Raw genomic sequence first — 18,388 nt, forward strand, 5'->3', positions numbered from 1 at the left:
TTTAAGCCTTAAATGCCTTATTAATCTCTTTCGCCACTACCTGTCCGGATATAATAGAAGGCGGTACCCCCGGACCCGGAACCGTCAATTGTCCTGTATAAAATAAATTATTTAACTTTTTGTTCTTTAAAGCTGGTTTTAATATTGCTGTTTGCCTAAGTGTATTTGCCAAACCATAGGCATTCCCCTTAAACGCATTGTAATCTGAGATAAAATCCTTATGAGCAAAACTCCTCTTATAAATGATATCTTCTTTAATTTTTTGACCAATAATTTTTTCCAATCTACCGATTACCATATTATAATAATGCTCCCTTATCTCTTCATTATCTTCCAAATCCGGAGCCACCGGTACCAAGATGAACAAGTTTTCTTTTCCTTCCGGTGCCACGGAGGGATCCGTTTTTGATGGACAACATACATAAAAAAGTGGATTTTCCGGCCATTTCGGCGATTCATAAATTTCCTTGGCATGCTCAACAAAATCCTGATCAAAGAAAAGATTATGATGTTGCAATCCTTCTATTTTTTTATTGACGCCTAAATAAAATATAAGGGACGAAGGGGCCATAACTCTTTTTTGCCAATAGTCATCGGAATACATTCGGACATTAGGTGCAAGTAAATGCTGATCTATATGATGATAATCCGCACCTCCCACGACAATGTCGGCTTCATAAAAGTGATCTCCGGCAAATACACCTTTTACATTTCGGCCTTCTGACTTTATGGCTTCAACATTGATTCCGGTTTTGAAAACAACACCTTGTTCTTCAGCAATATCTTTCATTGCCTTTACTATATTGTGCATTCCGCCCATAGGGTACCAGGTCCCCAAAGCCATGTCGGCATAATTCATTAAACTGTAAAGAGCCGGGGTTTTCCAGGGCGTTGCCCCAAGAAAAAGTACAGGAAATTCAAGTAATTGTATTAAGCGCGGATGGGAAAAATATTTTTTTATATAATTAGAAATGCTTTGGAATACGTGCATTTTAAGCATCCCCTTTAAGAGACGTAAATCAGCAAACTCCAAAATAGACTTCGCTGGCTTATGCACCAGGTCGCGCATGCCTACTTCATATTTATACGCCGATTCACTGATAAATTTTTTAAGGTTTTTAGAAGACCCGGGTTCAAGCTGTTCAAATAAATTTTCCAACTCTTCCATTTTAGCGGGGATATCTAAAAAATCCTTCTCACCGAAATAGACGCGGTAAGAAGGATCGAGTCTGATTAAATTGTAATAATCAGATGCTTTTTTCTTAAATGACTGATAAAAATTCTCAAACACTTCGGGCATCCAATACCAGCTGGGGCCCATGTCAAACAGGAAGCCATTCGATTCAAAAGATCTTGCCCTGCCACCCGGTTGTTCATTTTTTTCAAGTACTGTTACTGAAAAACCTGACTTCGCAAGGTTAGCTGCTACGGATATGCCGGCAAATCCGGAACCAATGACTATTACCTTTTTTGACACTTATGCTACTTTGAGATGTTTTTGAATTTCTTTTCTAGCGTAAAATATTCTCGTTTTTACTGTTCCCAAAGGAATGCCAAGTTTATCTGCTATCTCGTTATATTTATATCCTTCTACATGCATTTCAAATGGCACTCTAAATTCCTTTTTAACCTTTTGTATATTTTTCTTAATTTCTTTAAACTGAAGCTTCTGATCCGGAGTAGAGAAATTGCTCTTGTCTTCTACACTAAGATAATACAGTTCCTGGTCCGTATCAATTGTAGACTTCATTTTGGAAGCTTTTCTGTAATTATTTATAAAGGTATTTCTCATTATAGTAAACAACCATGCCTTCAGATTGGTATTATGAGTGTACTTATCTCTGTACTTGAAGGCTTTTAAAACAGTTTCCTGAACAAGGTCCAATGCTTCATCTCTGTCGTTGGTAAATCTTCTAGTAAATAATTCTAAAGTTTTATAAAGACCTGTTACTTGAGAGTTAAATTCTATCGCAGTCATGATGTTTAATTTTGGTTTGTTTAACAAATGTAGTCAAACATTAAACAAAAAACCAAACATTTAATCAATTATTTTTGCCAGATAAGCAATTATACTTTAATAAATGACTTTAAAATGGGCATTGTGCTGTATTTAAGCGTGTTTAACGTTTAAAATATATATTTAAACAAAATAGTAATTAGTCTTAGGAAAGGTAAAGATCTGCCTGTTGTTGAAGGCTTTCTTTTAATGCGATTGCATTGTTCACTCTGTGGATGTTATCAAATGAGGCAACGACCTTATCGCTTATCTGATATCCGGAAATGAATATTTCTGAATTTGAGAATTGCTCAGAGACTTGGCTTAGGTAATTTTTTAGTGAGGATACCGGTATTGGAGTACTTATACTTGTGATAATTATTTTAGGAGTTCTGATTTTGACCACAGATTTTAAATCATTAAAAGGAACGGTCTGTCCAAGATAGACAACATTAAAGCCCATTTTTTTGGCTAAATAGGAATAAAACAATAAGCCAATCTCATGTAATTCATTTTCCGGTAAATACAGCAGAACTGCCGGTAGTCTGCTATTAGAATGATTGGGTAAGCTGTCGATGGCTACAATTAGCTTTTGTCTGATGAGATTTGAAATGAAATGTTCCTGGGCTGGATTTATTTTACCGGTCTGCCAAAGTATTCCTATTTTATCAAGAAAAGGGTAAAGAACTCCTGTTACAGTGTTTTCAAAGCCCATTCTTAAGGTAACAACGGATAGAATTCTTTCAAATTTACCTTCATCCAGTTCGATCATTGCTATGGTCAATTGATCGATGAAGTTAGATGATTTATCCGATGCCTGGCTGATTGACATCACACGCTCATTGAGTTCTTCCTCATCAAGGTCAGCAATGGTGCTTATCTTGAAACCATTATTATTTAAAATAGAAATATTTAAAATTTTCTTAAGATCATCATCAGAATAGTACCTGATGTTTGTAGGCGTTCGCTTAGGTTCGATTATGGTATGTCTCTTTTCCCAAATTCTCAAAGTATGAGCTTTAATACCAGTTAATCTCTCCAAATCCTTAATCGAATACTCCGCCATGCTTAAACTAAATATTTATGTCTCTTTTAACTATTTGAGGTGTGTTTCTGAATCGTTTTTCTTTGAAATATGGAACTAATACCATTTATTAATACTAAAAAAACCAAATTTGTTTTATGCAATGAAAATTAATTCATTTCAAAAATATAAACAGAACTATTTTAGATTTAAAAGATTTGGACTTTTTCACGGGGGGCCATCATTTAAGATAGGTACCGATGCTGTAATTTTAGGTGCCTGGGCCGGGAGGAAATGCCATCTGAAAAAAATATTAGATATAGGAACCGGTTCCGGCATTATAGCTTTAATGCTCGCTCAAAGATTTGAAAAGGCAGATGTCTATGCACTTGAAATAGATGGCGATACTGCTTTACAAGCTAAAAATAACTTTCAATCCAGCCCTTTTAAAAACAGACTGTTTTTAATCAACCAGGCCTTAAAAAATTTTGAAATCAAAGAAAAGTTTAACTTGATTGTTTCCAACCCACCTTATTTCAGTCGTGCCTTGCTCCCACAGAACAAGACTAACAGCCGTAGCAAACATTCAAATTCATTAAGTCCGGAAGATTTATTTCTTTTTGCATCCAAGAGTCTGACGGCTAATGGCAAAGTCACTATTATTTATCCAGTGGAGCAGATGAATCAATTGTTTTCTCTTGCGGAAGATTACGGTTTGTTTTGCAGTTCAAAATTATACATCCGCCCAACTCAAAATCATGAGGTCCATCGAATTATTTTGGAATTTACAAATTCCTCAGAAGTAAATGAAAGTGAAAATAACCTGATTATTGAAGAAAATATGAGACATCAATATCACCCTTCCTATATCAATTTATGTAAAGAGTTTTATCTTAATTTTTAATAATGAAAGAATTGGTGTTTGCCACAAACAATCAAAATAAGGTTTTTGAGATTAAATCTCTTTTCAAAAATCTTCCCTATAATATTATGTCCCTAAAAGACATCAATTGTGTTGAAGAAATACCCGAACCCTTTGAAACACTCAAGGAAAATGCCATGGCTAAAGCCAAATTTGTTTACAATAAATTTAATCTAAATTGTTTTGCAGACGATACCGGATTAGAAATTTACGCATTGGATGGGAAGCCGGGGGTTTATTCTGCCCGCTATGCCGGCAAGCCACCTAACAGTGAAAAAAATATGGCCAAAGTTTTAGAAGATCTCAAAGGTGAAAATAACAGGGCGGCACAATTTAAAACCATCATTGCCTTAATATTAAATGGCAAAGACTACTATTTTGAAGGGATTGTTAAAGGTGAGATTACTAATGAAAGAATTGGCGTTAAGGGCTTTGGATATGATCCGATTTTTTTGCCCTATGGAAAAACCATGACCTTTGCAGAAATGCCGGTAGAAGATAAAAATAAAATTAGCCATAGGGCAAGGGCAATTGATAAATTAGCGGGATTCTTAAAATTACAATCAACTTGAAAAAACCATATCTCATAGGGATCACGGGAGGAAGCGCTTCAGGCAAAACATTATTTATAAATGAATTAATAAACCGATTCACTTCTAAAGAAATTTGTCTGGTTTCTCAGGATCACTATTATCTGGACCGTGAAAATCAGCCAAAAGATAAAAACGGTATCGAAAACTTTGATCTGCCTCAATCCATAGATCATGAGGCTTTTTATAAGGACTTAGGTGAGTTGCGCTCGGGCCGTATTGTTCGGCGAAAAGAATACACTTTTAATAACCCTGATAAAATCCCTGATACCCTAACTTTCTCCCCTGCTCCTATTATAGTAGCTGAGGGTCTTTTTGCATTTTATAAAGCAGAATATCTAAAATTGTACGATTTAAAATTATTTATTGAAGCCAGTGAACCTGTGAAGCTTATCAGAAGAATAAACAGAGATAATAATGAAAGGGGATATGATATCAATGATGTTTTATATCGCTATGAAAATCATGTTTATCCAACCTATGAAAAATATGTAAAGCCTTTTCAATCTGAAGCCGATATCATCATTCCTAATCACACTTCTTTCGAAAAGGCTTTGAATGTGCTAGTTTCGCATCTTAAAACTTTTTTATAATGGCCTCTCAAAAGTTTGCTGTTATCGGTTTGGGAATATTTGGAACCTCTATCGCAAAAACTCTTGCTGCTCGTGGGGCGGAGGTACTAGCCGTAGATTTCGATCATGATAAAGTAGAATCACTTAAGGATGACGTTGCGCATGCCGTTACCATGGATTCAACTGATTTAAAATCTTTGTTGTCACAGAATCTTCAGGATATGGACGCTGTGGTTGTCGCCATTGGTGAAAATTTTGAAGGTTTGCTTATGACGACAGTGCTTTTACTGGAATTAAAAGTAAAGCGGGTTATAGCAAGGGCGGCCAATGCTCAACAATACGCGATACTCCAAAAAGTAGGTGTTCAGGAAATTTTATCTCCGGAAGGAGAGGTTGGTAAAACCGTGGCAGAAATGTTATTGCAACCTACCATGAAATCTTTTCTTCAATTGCCTGATGAGTACGAAATTGTTGAAATCAAAACACCAAAAAAAGTTGTGAATAAAACCCTGGGCCATCTTGGACTTCGTGAAAACTATCACTTAAATCTCATAACGGTAAAACGAACCTTTGAAGAAAAGGTGAAAGGCAAGTTTCAGGAAGTACAACATATAGTAGGTGTTCCCCATGGAGAAACACTTCTTTACGACACCGACATTTTAATTATAATGGGTAAACACAATGATATAGCACGCTTTGTTGAAATAAATACCTAAGTTAAAATGCTTGTATGCTAAATAATATTACATACTTTTGCAAGCCCTAAATGAAAAGATTAACTCTTTACATATCAATTCTTTGTCTCATTTCGTTGAGTGTTTCCATGGCCGTGCCCGAATTGCACGTCCAAAAGGAAAAGGTACAGTCTGAAAAAGAGACTTTACCACAACAAGAAGAATCTGATACGGAAAATCTTGATATCAGTACATCATCAGAAGCCATAATTTCTTCTTTTCAATTTAGTGTTTCGCAGACATTCTCCCTTTCCCCAAAATTATTTCTGGTTTCTAAAATCGACAGGACCAGCATTTCTTTTATCTTAAGAGACTTTTCAATTCTTACCTGGAAAAAGCTTTTTACTAAAATCATACAGGTACATGGGCCATAAGCGTCTTTTCTAAGCCCCGCTCTTAAAAATATTTTCTCAAAAATTTAATAGAATAAAATGAAAAACAAAGGATTTGTGGTCGCATTGACCATTGTTATCACATTACTGTGTGTATATTATTTATCATTCACATTTGTTTCCAGAAATGTAGCGAAGGAAGCAACAGAATTTGCCAAAGATTCAACCGGAACAGTTGATTTTGGCCGCAAGCAAAAATACCTTGACTCACTATGGACAGCACCGGTATACAATTTGTTGGGCTTGGAATTCACCCTTAAGGAAGTTAAACAAACCGAGTTAAATTTTGGACTTGACCTTCAGGGAGGAATGCATGTCACGCTTGAGGTTTCACCCATAGAAATCATCAAGACCATGGCGGGAAATAGCACCGATCCCAAATTTAATGAGGCACTTAAAAATGCTCGTGAAGCCCAAAGAAACAGTCAGGATAAGTTTATAGATTTATTTTATACCGAGTATCAGAAAATTAATCCGGGTATAAAGCTTAGTTCTTATTTTTCCAATACGGCCAATAGAGGTCGAATCGACTATTCATCAACAGATGATGAAGTATTGAAAGTTGTTGGCGCTGAAATAGATGATGCCATCGACAGAACTTTTACAATTCTTCGCACGCGTATTGACAAATTTGGCGTAACGCAGCCAAATATTCAGCAGCTTGAAGGGACCAACAGAATACAGGTTGAGCTTCCGGGCGTTGACAACCCGGAAAGAGTAAGAAAATTATTACAAGGTGTTGCAAAATTGGAATTTTTTGAGGTTTATGAACCCAATGAATTCTTAGAATTTTATGCACAAGCTAATGACTATCTCGTAGAAAAGGAAAAAGCAGAAAAGGCTTTGGAAAAAGGTAACGATTCTGAAGGGAGTGATCTCAGCACTGAATCAGGCGACTTAGAAATCTCTGATGAACCTTTGACCTTAGATATTGACGAGGATTTGGATGAAAATCTGGCATTGTTGGAAGAAGATACTACTGAGTCAGTTACAGATGGATTGGGTTTTGAAGAAGACAGCAGTTCTGATGCACTTGCTTTGGACTCGGGCATATCAGCTCAAGACAGCCTTGCTCAACAGGAATATTCTATTTTGTTAACCGGGGTGGATCCGAACAGCGGGAGATTATTTTTTCCTGGAAAAGATACTGCCGAGATTAATGAAATAATGCGCAGTCCAAAAATCAAAGCATTTTTTCCGCCCAATTTGGAATTTCTTTGGTCGGTTAAACCCATTGGCACTTCACAGGCAGGAGAAGAAATATTTGAACTCTTCCCAATTAGAAAAGGCAGAAACGGAAAAGCGCCTTTGGAAGGTGATGTTATTACTAATGCCAATAGCGATATATCTCAGGACGGAAGAGGATATGAGATCAATATGCAAATGAATTCCCGTGGAGCGAAAGTCTGGAAGCGATTGACTGCGGAAAATATCGATCGCAAAATTGCTATTGTCCTCGATAACAGAGTTTATTCTGCTCCAACTGTACAAAATGAAATTCCTGGTGGACGATCGGCAATTTCAGGGGCTTTTACTCTGGAAGAATCAAAAGATCTTGCCAACATCTTAAAAGCAGGGGCATTACCAGCACCGGCCAGGATTGTGGAAGAAGCTATTGTTGGATCCACATTGGGTGATGAATCCATTCGTCAGGGCATTACATCCATTTTAGCCGGTCTTGTGCTGGTGATTTTGTTTATGGTGCTATATTATAACAAAGGTGGTTTTGTAGCAGACATTGCGCTTTTTATAAATATATTTTTCATTCTTGGAATACTGGCTCAGTTAAACGCAGCACTTACGTTACCAGGTATTGCGGGAATAGTATTGACTATCGGTATGTCTATTGATGCCAACGTGCTCATCTTTGAAAGAATCAGGGAAGAACTGCGGGCTCAGAAATCACTTTTAAATGCCATCAAACTGGGTTATGAAAAAGCATTTAGCTCTATTCTGGATTCAAATGTAACCACTTTCCTTACCGGGGTAATTCTGTATACTTTTGGTTCAGGGCCAGTTAAAGGATTTGCAGTTACTTTAATGATTGGTATTGCTTGTTCTTTCTTCTCCGCTGTTTTTATAACAAGAGTTATCGTGGAATGGATGACAAGAAAAAATAAAGAGGGGGGGATTAATTTTTCAACCTTTATTTCTAAAAACCTTTTGTCCGATTTGAACCTGAATATTATTGGAAAAAGAAAAATGGCTTATATCGGTTCAACTATTCTCATTATTTTCGGATTATCCACTATTTTCCTTCAGAATGGATTGAATCTTGGTGTGGATTTTACAGGAGGTAGGTCTTTTGTTGTTCAATTTGATGAGCCGGTTTCAGTTCCTGATGTTCGGACCAATTTGTCGAATAGTTTTGATAATTCCAGTGTGGAAGTAAAGACATATGGTTCAAATAATACTATCAAGATAACCACAGGTTATTTAGTTGATGATGAATCTGCGGAAGCGGATGAAAAGGTGAATGCCTCTTTGATGTCTGGCCTGGATGAATACAAAGATCAGAATCCTCAGGTTTTAAGCTCATCGAAAGTGGGCGCAACCATTGCTGATGACATCAAAAATACCGCACAGGAGTCGGTTATATTTTCTCTGATTGTCATCTTCCTTTACATTTTAATAAGGTTTAGGAAATGGCAATTTGGTCTGGGTGCAATCGTGGCATTATTTCACGATGTACTTGTGGTGCTCTCAATGATGTCTATTATGCGGCTTTTAGGTGTGGCTTATGAAGTTGATCAGGTTTTTATTGCCGCCATGTTGACTATTATTGGTTATTCCATCAATGATACCGTGGTTGTTTTTGACCGTGTAAGAGAGTATTTGCAGGAGCATTTTAAATCAAACCTTGCAGAAACACTGAACTTGTCAATTAACAGTACTTTAAACAGAACTGTGATGACTTCATTAACAACATTATTGGTGGTATTGATTCTTTTCATATTTGGTGGTGAAGCCTTAAGAGGATTTTCATTTGCGCTTTTGATTGGAATCTTAGTTGGTACATATTCTTCCATATTTATAGCTACACCGATTGTTGTTGAAACTTCTAAGAAACAATTGATTGCCGATGCTAAAAAGGCAGCTAAATAGTTGGAGATAATTATTGTTTAATAAAAGCCCCTTTGGATTACATTGGGGTTTTTTGTTTTATAACGCGACAGAGTCCGAATCAATTTTTTTGTCTCTTTGAGTTAATTGCAAATAAGATTTGTATCGCTGAAAAATTTCTCTTACATAGTTGTAAGGTTCATAGCAACGGCAATAACCGTGTTTTACAGACGGGTCTGTATAATACTTTTTATAGGCTTTCTTTAATAGCATTACCTCTACATTTTCATCCCAAATTGTTGGGTCCTTGTCGAATTTTCTTGCCAGATTTCGTGCGTCAATGACATGACCGGGACCAACATTATAAGAAGCTAAAACAAATTTTATTCTCTGAACTGAGTCTTTTACTGTCTTAGACCACATTTTATCCAATTTTCGAATATACTTTGTGGCCATTTGAAGATTCTGCTTTGGATCGTAAAGTGACTCTCCTGAATATCCAAAGCCTTTTGCCGTTGCCGGCATGACCTGCATTAAGCCTCTTGCTCCTACCCATGATTTGGCTTTGGGATCAAATCGCGATTCCTGATAAGCCATAGATGCCAATAGAAGCCAATCCCAGTTAAGGCTATCAGCTGATGCTTTCAATATTTCATCATAGCGCGATATTTTTTTCTCGTAATAACTGTAAAGTAATTTTTTAACATCCTTCCTGTTAACACTATTGAAATATTTTCGATATAAGACATTAAAAGTCGCTTGTTGTTTTTTCCGATTAATAAAATTATTGATCGTATCCAATAATTCATTGGCGTTTTTTCGGACGGCCCATGCTATCATTTGGGAAGTGCTCAACTCTACACTTATATCGATATCGGGTATTTCATTGGCGATGATCATGGCCACATTTTTATCCGCAACGGTGTATTGTATTTCTCCCTCCACTACACGCATAATTAATTCATCTGTTTCTACATCAGCATCTGCCTCAATTATATTAATATCACCACCTATTTCATCAGATAGGTTATCTAAGCGCTTACTAAATGAAGAATTCTTGCGCACGACAACATCCTTACCGATCAACTCCAGAGGTGTGCTTATTAATTTGTTTTTTATGTTATGGACTTTCATTTGTCTCCAACCCTGAGGTTTACGTTGAACCAATACCTGTTTTGTTAAAACCAAATGCCTGGTAAAGTCTACATACTCTTTTCTTTCTCTGGTTACAGTCAAATTATGGGCGATGATGTCTCCTTCTCCTTCGTTCAGCATTCTGAACATTTTGTCTATGTCCTTTACAATTTTTATTTCCAATTCGACTTTTAATTCTTCAGACAGCATCTTCAGAAGTTCATATTCAAAACCCATTGGCCGTCCCTTATAAAGAAAATAGCTAAATGAGTTATTATCGATCAGAGCGATTATCTTACCGCGTTCTTTAATTTTTTGAAGTCCGAAATCGATGGGGTCCGGAATGTTTAATTGCACTTCTTCAACAAGGTCGGTTTGATTTGATTCACTGCTGCAGGCAATTAAAAAGAAAGTAAAAAAGATGCTTAAAACCAGCGCATGATATTGCCTTATGGTATTTTTAAGGATATACATCATTAGATAAATATATCTAATTAATGCATAAATCAAAATTTAGTTCTTAGCCCTGAGAACCTTCGTATAGGAAATCACAAACCGGTTTGCCTGTTTTATAGCAGTCCAGCCAAATCTCATCGAGATTTTCTTTAACAATAACTTCTGGTTTAAAATTGCAACGGTAGTAAAAGCTTTTATTGTAAATCAGTGCTTGAGTTTTTGCATCCGCTTTGAATTCTGCCGGTATAATTTTGTTCTTCTCTCCTTCAATGGCTCCAAATTGCTTTTTAAATTTTGGATCATTGATTAGATCTTCAAATATTTTCAGATTATAACTTATATGTTGTCTTATATTGTATAATTGCGTTTTATCGGTTTGATAAAGGCCTCCATAAATTTCCATACCATTTAATCCCAAAGAAAAATATTGCCCGGGGATGGACATATTCTTTCTCCCACGGGCAGAAATCACCGCTGCTGCTTGTGTTTTATATGGTGTCTTGTCTTTTGAAAATCGGATGTCCCGGTTGATTCGCATAATGGCATCTTTTGCGTCTATGTTTACATTGGGATCAATGTTATGCACTTTTGAAATCAAATGTTCCACGAATTTTTTAAAGGGATTTTTAACTTCTATTTCGTAGCGTTTACGATTTTTATCAAACCATTCCTTGTTGTTGTTTTTGCTGAGTTCAGTAAAAAAGGCGTGGAAATCTTCACTAAAAAATGCCATAAGTTTGATTAGTTTGGTATTAAATACAAATGCGTAATGAATTTAATTAAAATGGCCGTAGGAATGAATTTTTTGGCCGCAATACTTTTTGTCTTTAATAGTATCTACGCCTATTTTAATGGAGATCCGGGATATTGGAAACAACTCGTACTGGCCTTACTTTTTATCGGACTTGGTTTATTTTATAGAAGAAAGCTGAAAAAAAAGGACTCGGAGATTCAATGAATTTACTAATTCAAAAATTCGAACTCTACTCTCCGGTTTAGCTGCCTACCTATGTCCTTGTCATTGCTTGCAATGGGTTGGTCATCACCCACAGGGTCTACCTGAATTCTAGAAGCTTCGACGCCCTGACTCATTAAGTATCTTTTTACGCTTTCACCTCTGCGTCTCGCCAGGTGGTCATTTATTTCATCACTCCCCAATGCGTCTGTATGGGCTCTTACCACCACTTTTTTGTCTTTTTCTTGCTTCAATACATCCGCCATCTTTTTTAAAATGTCTATTGCCTCCTTGCGAATTACATCTGAGTTAAAGTCAAAATAGATATTATCAAATTTATTCCCTTGGCCTCCTGCATTGAGATCTCCGCCTAGCATGCCTTCATCTATCATTACCGTATATTTTCGATTGTCATCCGGTACCACAAACATTGCAATGCCCTCTGAATTAGTAATTCCCTTTTTCAACACGACTCCATTTTCATCAACTAACATGACAGGAACGTCAGCAGCAGGGTCTTCAGAATTTGTATAGGCTAAGCGCGATAATACAGTGAGTTGCTCAAAATTTTCTAAAATCCTTTTGGTGTCAATTGTAATTACTTTCCCGTTTAATTTTACATCGACATTAAGGGATGGGTGGTTTTTATCAATTATTACACGATAGCTCTTGTCCTTTTCCAATTCCTCAAAAAATGCGATTCCTTCGCTATTGGTTTTCCCTTTTTTTAACACGTATCCATTCTCATCCAAAAGCAATACGTAAACCTCTGAAGCAGGCTCTGAGGATTCCTTAAATTCAATATGAGACAGCAATGCATAACCACTAACTTTGTCAATAAATTCTTTCTTTTTTAGAGCGATTTCTTTTCCTGATTTTTGTACCAAAGATTCTAATTGAGGGTCATTCTTATCAATTACCACGTTGTATGTCAGGTCGGGGTCGAGCATTTCAAATTTAGCTTGCCCAGCCGAATTTGTTATCCCTCTTTTTAAAACCATTCCGTTTTCATCCAGTAATAGCACATTGACATTTGCAGCTGGTTCATTAGTGCCATTAAATTTCAAATTAGACAACACAGTTAGCCCTTTAAATTTTTGAACGATCTCTTGGGTGCTGGCTGCAAGCGATCGGTTGTTTCCCAATTGGATAATGCGAAAATCATTGACCGTACCCGGTTTTACATTATTTACCTGTACTTTTTTCATGGAAACCTGCTCCAGTTCTGCCTGTCGAACAAATATTTCAATCTCAGCTTCTGCATAACAGCCATCCGAGTTTCTGCCTTTTACTTTGTACTTATCCGTTTTTGTTGGCCTGAAAGAAATATTATTTTTAACCTCAGAATTCCATTCATAATAATCTGCGCCTGAAGCCGAAAGAATTACATCATCCCCGTATTTTATAAATTCATGAGAGGCAGAAATTTTTAAATCGGGTTTGTGACATTTTGCAAATATAAATGCAGCACCAGCCCAGCTCATTTCAGTATCTTTTTCCTTAGGGTCAAAACCCCAGGCCCCGCCAATGGCATATTCACCGTCGATGGCCACAGATATACCGAATTGATCACCGATTCTTCTTTTGCCCGGTGTCAGTTTATCTTTTTCAACCCAATTCCCGTTGCCAGAATCTTCAAAAATGTACATTGCTCCGGCTGTGTCAAGCGAATTTTGTCCTTTCCCGTCTAATTGCTGACCCCATGCTCCAATTATACATTTACTACCATCCGTATAAACCGACTCCCCAAAAAAAGCATCCTTTTGTCTGTCGAGAGGGGTGAGTTTCTGACTTTGTTCCCATTCTGTTCCGTTATTTTTAAAGATATAAGCAGCACCACTTCCTCTTAAACTACTTCCTCCGTGAACATCCAGCTTATGTTCCTGAGCACCAATGAGTGCCAATTGGTTTTTTAATGAAACCGAGTATCCAAAAAATGAACCTTCTGTCCTGTTTTTTGCTGTTAACTTTTGTTTTTCCTCCCATATGCCCTCTGTATTTTTATTAAACACATATGCCGCACCGGCAAATTCAACATAATCTTTATTATTTGAATTAAATCCTTGTCTATAAGCTCCGATCAAAGCTAAATCACCATCAATACTCACAGATACCCCAAATAAGTCAAAGGGTTTTCGGTCCTTGTGTACAAGTTTTTGTTTTTGAGCCCAATTCCCATTCTGATTTTCAAAAATATATGCTGCTCCCGCGTCCTGTCTTCTCTTTTTTCCATTTTCATCAAGATCATTCCAAATGGCTCCTACAAGAATTGTGTTACCGTCAACATCTACACTGATCCCAAATTGATCTTCATTGAAGGGGTCATTCGCCTGGATTTTTTTAATCTCTTTCCATTGATTGCCTTCTCTTTTAAATACATAAGCAGATCCCGCATCTTTATATGTATATTCTCCTTTTTTTATGTCAGACCAGGCCGCTCCTACAACAATTATATCTCTGTCAATCGAAACAGAACCTCCAAATTGATCCAGGTCTTTGGTATCTGAGCCTTTGAGTTTATGTATTTCTTTCCAGGTGCCATTGCTTTGTTTTTCAAATACATATGCTGCGCCACCTTCAATTCCATTGGCCCCTACTACTGCATAATTACCGTCGATATCCACAGAATATCCAAATTGAAGATCATTTCGGCCATCAATTGCAGAAATTCTAAGCACCTCACTCCAGTCCTGACATAAACTGTTAAAACTTATAGAAAGAAGTATAAAGAAGATTTGTAAGGTCCTGAAAGTCATTTAAGTTTTTTAGATGGTTGAATAAATTTCAGTTAAATATCAGGTTTTTCAAAATATGTGAATGGCATTTTATATCACGACTTGCCAATTCTTTCTCTTACCCTAGGAATATACGATTTTTCGAACCATGGGTTTTTTTGCAACCATATTCGATTTCTGGGAGAGGGATGCACCAAGGGAATAAACTTAGAATCCGCATTTTTTATAAAAAACTTAATCGTTTCAACCAATGTCTGTTTTTGGAATTCCGGTAAATAATACCTTACCGCATAGCTGCCTGCCAGTACAAAGAGTTTAACAGAAGGCATTTTTTTAAAAAGCTGCTCATGCCATTCCGGAGCGCATTCAGGTCTTGGTGGTAAGTCGCCTGATTTTCCTTTGCCCGGATAACAAAAACCCATTGGAATAATAGCAATTTGATCTTCATCGTAAAATAATGACCTATCCATATTTAACCATTCCCTTAGTTTATCACCGCTTGGATCATTCCATGGAATGCCTGTTTTATGAACTCTTGTTCCCGGTGCCTGGCCGATAATTGCAATTTTAGATTTTGTGCTTGCTCTCAATACCGGTTTTGGGCGAAGAGGTAAATGAGCTTCACAGATTGTACATTTTCTGATTTTAAGTAATAATTGTTCTAATTCCTGTGACATATATCTTCAAATTGCCATTTTAATTGCTTTTAATTTAAGCATTACTGAAATTTATAATCTGATTTTATGAAAAGGGCAAAGGCACTAAAGTATTTATCTGTTTTCAGTATTCCGGTGGCAGTCTATATTTCACTGACTTCTAATGGCTGGTGGACCTATATCACTTTAATAGAGGCCTTTCTTCTAATTCCTTTTCTTGAACTATTCATTAGTGCTGATGATTCCAATTTGTCGGAACTCGAAGAGGAAATGATAAGCAATGATCCAATATTTGACTTGATGCTTTATCTGGTTGTTCCTGTACAGTATGCTTTTCTAATATTCTTTTTATTTTCAATTCAGGAGTCGTTGCTTTGGTGGGAAACAGCCGGAAGGATTTCAGCCTTTGGAATTTTATGTGGAGTTCTGGGTATTAATGTGGCCCATGAATTAGGACATAGAAGTTCAAAAATTGAACAATTCCTTTCAAAATCTTTACTTCTGACTTCTCTTTATATGCATTTTTATATTGAGCATAACCGAGGGCATCACAAAAATGTTAGCACCCATCAAGACCCTGCATCCTCGCGATATAATGAATCGCTATACAGTTTTTGGATACGATCCATTGTGTACAGCTATATTTCAGCCTGGAAAATTGAATTTGAACGGATGAAACGAAAGGGACTTGCAAAATTCTCTTTGCAAAATGAGATGTTGCAATTTCAATTCATTCAACTTTTTCTAATTGGCCTTATTGCTTTAATATTCAGTTTTGATGTGATGCTGTATTTCATCGCAGCTGCCACAATCGGATTCCTACTTCTTGAAACCGTAAATTATATTGAACATTATGGATTGAGTAGAAATAAAGTAAATGATAAGCTTTATGAAAGGGTTAAACCCATTCATTCCTGGAATAGCAATCATGTTATTGGACGTATAATGCTTTTTGAATTATCGCGTCATTCAGATCATCATTTTAAGGCTAGTAAAAAATACCAATTGTTAAAACACCACGAAAATTCTCCACAAATGCCAACAGGATATCCGGGAATGATGTTACTATCTGCTTTTCCCCCATTGTGGTTTATGATAATGAATAAAAGAATAGAAAATTTACCTCGTGAATAGGCTAAAACTGGGGTTTATTCTAAATCTTTTGGCGGGTTTTGCCATTCTGATAGCATCCGCATTTCGTTCCAGCCTTGCCGAAAGTTGGGCCTCATGGTACCCCCTGGCTTTTTTCTTTTTTGCTCTGTCGGGTTTGTATTATATACGTTGGAAAAGGGGAAGGTAATTAGTTTCCAATTGCTGTCAGCACTACTATTCTTCTACCCCCATTATTTCTATGCTCACAAAGATAAATCCCCTGCCAGGTTCCTAAATTGAGTCTGCCATTTGTAATAGGAATTGTCAAAGATGAATCGAGCAAAGATGCTTTAATATGAGCGGGCATGTCATCCGAGCCTTCAAAAGTATGTCGATAATAAGGAGCATTTTCCGGCACCATATTGTTAAAATGACTCTCGAAATCTGTTCGAACGGTAGGATCGGCATTCTCATTAATACTGAGTGAAGCAGAAGTATGTTTTATAAACACCTGCAAAAACCCCGCATTAATGTTAGAAATCTCCGGAATGGATTTTAATATCTCATTTGTGATCAAATGAAACCCACGGGTTCGGCCATCCAGCGCTATTTCATTCTGAAATACTTTCAATTAATCTTTTGGAATTCTTCTGAGTATGGTGAACTCAACTCTTCTATTATGTGCACGTCCTTCAATGTCGGCATTACTTGCCAGGGGAAATGCATCTCCTAGGCCATTGCAAAAGATTCTGTCTTCCTCAATTCCCTTTCTAGATAAATACGTTTTGACAGCTTCAGCTCTTGCCAAAGACAAATCAAAATTGTGTTTTTTATCCCCTGAATCATCGGTATAGCCAACAAGGCTTAAATAAAAAGTTGGATTATTGTTTAGAATTTCAAGGATTTTATTAATCTGTTCTTCCGCATTGACCTCAAAATGACTGGAGTCTATGGCAAATTCAATATTTTCAATGATTAGAGGCTCATTCAATGGAAGAGAAAATGAATCAGCAGAGATTTGTTCATGTGTCCTGTAATCATAACTATTTTCACAATCACATTCCTGCAAATTGCTTACTTCTTCCAGGCTGATGTCATCGATATAATAATAGGCAAAGTTTTCCCGCTCTTTGAAACTTCTCGGAGCTACTATTAATTTATCTGTAAAATCTACGGGTTGAAAATTTCCAATGGTGAGATAACGGGCACTTTTTTGAGCCGGCAATGGCAAACAAATTTGCATCCATTGGTTTTTGAGGTTTAAAAAATTTCCTGAATCCAGTTTTATTTGCGCTTCTTCCCGAATGGTAAATGCATGATCTTCTTTTATTCGCGATTTACTTAGAACAACTTCAAAATTGGATGTGGCATAATTCGAAAACTCTGAAAGTTTTACATAGGCTTTAAAACAATAATCTCTTTTCTTCTTGACTTTTGAATTAAGCTTTATTTGCAAATATTCTTTCCAGGGAACAAGGCCGTTTTCTACTTTGTGAAGATAAAATCCCGCCATCGCTTTGCCACTATGCGTTTTGCTTATCCCCATATAACTTACAGGTATACCCGCACCATCCCGTCGCATGACAACTGGATTGGTAGTGCTGTAACATTCGTGAAAAAAATCCGGGTTTCCCGTATTGGGGCTGGTCCAGTTTTCAGCCAATTCGATCTGCCCTTTTTCTCCCGGACAGGAAGAATAGATTTCAAAACCACCATTGGGTACTAGGTTCTGAGAAAAAGCAGGAAAGAATCCGAAACTTATAGCCAGGCATAGATGGATTATTTTTCCCATAAAATTTCCTTTAAATCATCGTTGTGCTGGATCAACCATTCGCTTATGTTATCGAGGGTATCCAGTTCTTCCTCGTCTTCTTCAGAAATGGCTTCTTCTTTTTCTTCAGAAAGCAGATCCTTGAGACTTTCAGAGATCTTCTCAATTTGATGAGTGATTGATCTAAGCTTTTGTTTTCCTTCGGAAGTCATTTTGTATTATTAATTGATTGTAAAGTAGCTAAATGAAACAATTGCTTGCAATAAGGATTCCAAATTATAATAATTTTGTTTTTA

18 protein-coding genes are annotated in these 18,388 nt (G+C 36.7%); 8 read left to right on the top strand and 10 right to left on the bottom strand.

Annotated elements, in window-relative coordinates; all coding sequences use genetic code 11:
• Nucleotide 1 precedes the first annotated feature (1 nt).
• The 3 genes from crtI to HZR84_07375 all read right to left on the bottom strand — a co-directional run bounded on the left by crtI (nucleotide 2) and on the right by HZR84_07375 (nucleotide 3,062).
• Complete coding sequence (crtI, locus tag HZR84_07365; protein QNL21761.1) at nucleotides 2–1,477, bottom strand: phytoene desaturase; 1,476 nt, start codon at nucleotides 1,475–1,477, stop codon at nucleotides 2–4.
• Nucleotides 1,478–1,978, bottom strand: a complete 501-nt coding sequence (locus HZR84_07370) for an RNA polymerase sigma factor (protein ID QNL21762.1) — start codon at nucleotides 1,976–1,978, stop codon at nucleotides 1,478–1,480.
• 184 nt (nucleotides 1,979–2,162) lie between these two features.
• Nucleotides 2,163–3,062: a MerR family transcriptional regulator gene (locus tag HZR84_07375; protein QNL21763.1), complete on the bottom strand. Its 900-nt coding sequence runs from the start codon at nucleotides 3,060–3,062 to the stop codon at nucleotides 2,163–2,165.
• Between the two features lie 121 nt (nucleotides 3,063–3,183).
• Here HZR84_07375 and HZR84_07380 point away from each other — a divergent pair, with 121 nt between their 5' ends.
• Genes HZR84_07380 through secDF form a run of 6 tightly spaced genes read left to right on the top strand, consistent with a single transcriptional unit; the run spans nucleotide 3,184 to nucleotide 9,335 of the window.
• Nucleotides 3,184–3,924 (top strand): methyltransferase, encoded by a 741-nt coding sequence (locus tag HZR84_07380; protein ID QNL21764.1) that lies wholly within the window; start codon nucleotides 3,184–3,186, stop codon nucleotides 3,922–3,924.
• Complete coding sequence (locus tag HZR84_07385) at nucleotides 3,924–4,514, top strand: non-canonical purine NTP diphosphatase (GenBank protein ID QNL23212.1); 591 nt, start codon at nucleotides 3,924–3,926, stop codon at nucleotides 4,512–4,514. The genes HZR84_07380 and HZR84_07385 overlap by 1 nt, the downstream gene beginning before the upstream one ends.
• Nucleotides 4,511–5,125, top strand: coding sequence for a uridine kinase (locus HZR84_07390; GenBank protein QNL21765.1), 615 nt, complete (start codon nucleotides 4,511–4,513; stop codon nucleotides 5,123–5,125). Before HZR84_07385 ends, HZR84_07390 begins: the two co-directional genes overlap by 4 nt.
• Entirely contained in the window at nucleotides 5,125–5,820 is a 696-nt protein-coding gene (locus tag HZR84_07395; GenBank protein QNL21766.1) for a TrkA family potassium uptake protein, read from the top strand. Before HZR84_07390 ends, HZR84_07395 begins: the two co-directional genes overlap by 1 nt.
• A gap of 50 nt (nucleotides 5,821–5,870) precedes the next feature.
• Entirely contained in the window at nucleotides 5,871–6,212 is a 342-nt protein-coding gene (locus HZR84_07400; GenBank protein ID QNL21767.1) for a hypothetical protein, read from the top strand.
• A 57-nt stretch (nucleotides 6,213–6,269) separates the two neighbouring features.
• Complete coding sequence (gene secDF / locus HZR84_07405) at nucleotides 6,270–9,335, top strand: protein translocase subunit SecDF (protein ID QNL21768.1); 3,066 nt, start codon at nucleotides 6,270–6,272, stop codon at nucleotides 9,333–9,335.
• A 57-nt stretch (nucleotides 9,336–9,392) separates the two neighbouring features.
• On the opposite strand, the gene HZR84_07410 is transcribed toward secDF, so the two are convergent.
• Both HZR84_07410 and HZR84_07415 read right to left on the bottom strand, forming a co-directional pair.
• Complete coding sequence (locus HZR84_07410; protein QNL23213.1) at nucleotides 9,393–10,901, bottom strand: transporter substrate-binding domain-containing protein; 1,509 nt, start codon at nucleotides 10,899–10,901, stop codon at nucleotides 9,393–9,395.
• A gap of 46 nt (nucleotides 10,902–10,947) precedes the next feature.
• Nucleotides 10,948–11,616: a DUF2461 domain-containing protein gene (locus tag HZR84_07415; protein QNL21769.1), complete on the bottom strand. Its 669-nt coding sequence runs from the start codon at nucleotides 11,614–11,616 to the stop codon at nucleotides 10,948–10,950.
• Between the two features lie 36 nt (nucleotides 11,617–11,652).
• On the opposite strand from HZR84_07415, the gene HZR84_07420 reads away from it, so the two are divergent.
• Nucleotides 11,653–11,841 carry a hypothetical protein gene (locus tag HZR84_07420; GenBank protein ID QNL21770.1) on the top strand — a complete coding sequence of 63 codons (189 nt, stop codon included), beginning with the start codon at nucleotides 11,653–11,655 and terminating at the stop codon, nucleotides 11,839–11,841.
• A 5-nt stretch (nucleotides 11,842–11,846) separates the two neighbouring features.
• On the opposite strand, the gene HZR84_07425 is transcribed toward HZR84_07420, so the two are convergent.
• Entirely contained in the window at nucleotides 11,847–14,594 is a 2,748-nt protein-coding gene (locus tag HZR84_07425) for an OmpA family protein (protein QNL21771.1), read from the bottom strand.
• A gap of 74 nt (nucleotides 14,595–14,668) precedes the next feature.
• Complete coding sequence (locus tag HZR84_07430; GenBank protein ID QNL21772.1) at nucleotides 14,669–15,250, bottom strand: uracil-DNA glycosylase family protein; 582 nt, start codon at nucleotides 15,248–15,250, stop codon at nucleotides 14,669–14,671.
• A 66-nt stretch (nucleotides 15,251–15,316) separates the two neighbouring features.
• On the opposite strand from HZR84_07430, the gene HZR84_07435 reads away from it, so the two are divergent.
• Nucleotides 15,317–16,363, top strand: coding sequence for an alkane 1-monooxygenase (locus HZR84_07435; protein ID QNL21773.1), 1,047 nt, complete (start codon nucleotides 15,317–15,319; stop codon nucleotides 16,361–16,363).
• Between the two features lie 166 nt (nucleotides 16,364–16,529).
• Here the strand turns inward: HZR84_07435 and HZR84_07440 are convergent, their stop codons facing one another.
• The 3 genes from HZR84_07440 to HZR84_07450 are packed head-to-tail and all read right to left on the bottom strand — an operon-like array spanning nucleotide 16,530 to nucleotide 18,304.
• Nucleotides 16,530–16,952, bottom strand: a complete 423-nt coding sequence (locus HZR84_07440) for a YjbQ family protein (GenBank protein ID QNL21774.1) — start codon at nucleotides 16,950–16,952, stop codon at nucleotides 16,530–16,532.
• Complete coding sequence (locus HZR84_07445) at nucleotides 16,953–18,113, bottom strand: OmpA family protein (GenBank protein ID QNL21775.1); 1,161 nt, start codon at nucleotides 18,111–18,113, stop codon at nucleotides 16,953–16,955.
• Nucleotides 18,101–18,304 (bottom strand): hypothetical protein, encoded by a 204-nt coding sequence (locus tag HZR84_07450; protein ID QNL21776.1) that lies wholly within the window; start codon nucleotides 18,302–18,304, stop codon nucleotides 18,101–18,103. The genes HZR84_07445 and HZR84_07450 overlap by 13 nt, the downstream gene beginning before the upstream one ends.
• Nucleotides 18,305–18,388 lie beyond the last annotated feature (84 nt).

The sequence above is a fragment of the Hyphobacterium sp. CCMP332 genome (assembly GCA_014323545.1).
Taxonomy (GTDB): domain Bacteria; phylum Bacteroidota; class Bacteroidia; order Cytophagales; family CCMP332; genus CCMP332.

Excerpts from the sequence above, each read along its gene's own strand:
- HZR84_07370 (QNL21762.1), bottom strand. The coding sequence starts at position 1,978 with ATGACTGCGATAGAATTTAACTCTCAAGTAACAGGTCTTTATAAAACT.
- HZR84_07375 (QNL21763.1), bottom strand. The coding sequence starts at position 3,062 with ATGGCGGAGTATTCGATTAAGGATTTGGAGAGATTAACTGGTATTAAA.
- HZR84_07380 (QNL21764.1), top strand. The coding sequence starts at position 3,184 with ATGAAAATTAATTCATTTCAAAAATATAAACAGAACTATTTTAGATTT.
- HZR84_07395 (QNL21766.1), top strand. The coding sequence starts at position 5,125 with ATGGCCTCTCAAAAGTTTGCTGTTATCGGTTTGGGAATATTTGGAACC.
- HZR84_07400 (QNL21767.1), top strand. The coding sequence starts at position 5,871 with ATGAAAAGATTAACTCTTTACATATCAATTCTTTGTCTCATTTCGTTG.
- secDF (QNL21768.1), top strand. The coding sequence starts at position 6,270 with ATGAAAAACAAAGGATTTGTGGTCGCATTGACCATTGTTATCACATTA.
- HZR84_07410 (QNL23213.1), bottom strand. The coding sequence starts at position 10,901 with ATGTATATCCTTAAAAATACCATAAGGCAATATCATGCGCTGGTTTTA.
- HZR84_07415 (QNL21769.1), bottom strand. The coding sequence starts at position 11,616 with ATGGCATTTTTTAGTGAAGATTTCCACGCCTTTTTTACTGAACTCAGC.
- HZR84_07420 (QNL21770.1), top strand. The coding sequence starts at position 11,653 with ATGAATTTAATTAAAATGGCCGTAGGAATGAATTTTTTGGCCGCAATA.
- HZR84_07425 (QNL21771.1), bottom strand. The coding sequence starts at position 14,594 with ATGACTTTCAGGACCTTACAAATCTTCTTTATACTTCTTTCTATAAGT.
- HZR84_07430 (QNL21772.1), bottom strand. The coding sequence starts at position 15,250 with ATGTCACAGGAATTAGAACAATTATTACTTAAAATCAGAAAATGTACA.
- HZR84_07435 (QNL21773.1), top strand. The coding sequence starts at position 15,317 with ATGAAAAGGGCAAAGGCACTAAAGTATTTATCTGTTTTCAGTATTCCG.
- HZR84_07445 (QNL21775.1), bottom strand. The coding sequence starts at position 18,113 with ATGGGAAAAATAATCCATCTATGCCTGGCTATAAGTTTCGGATTCTTT.
- HZR84_07450 (QNL21776.1), bottom strand. The coding sequence starts at position 18,304 with ATGACTTCCGAAGGAAAACAAAAGCTTAGATCAATCACTCATCAAATT.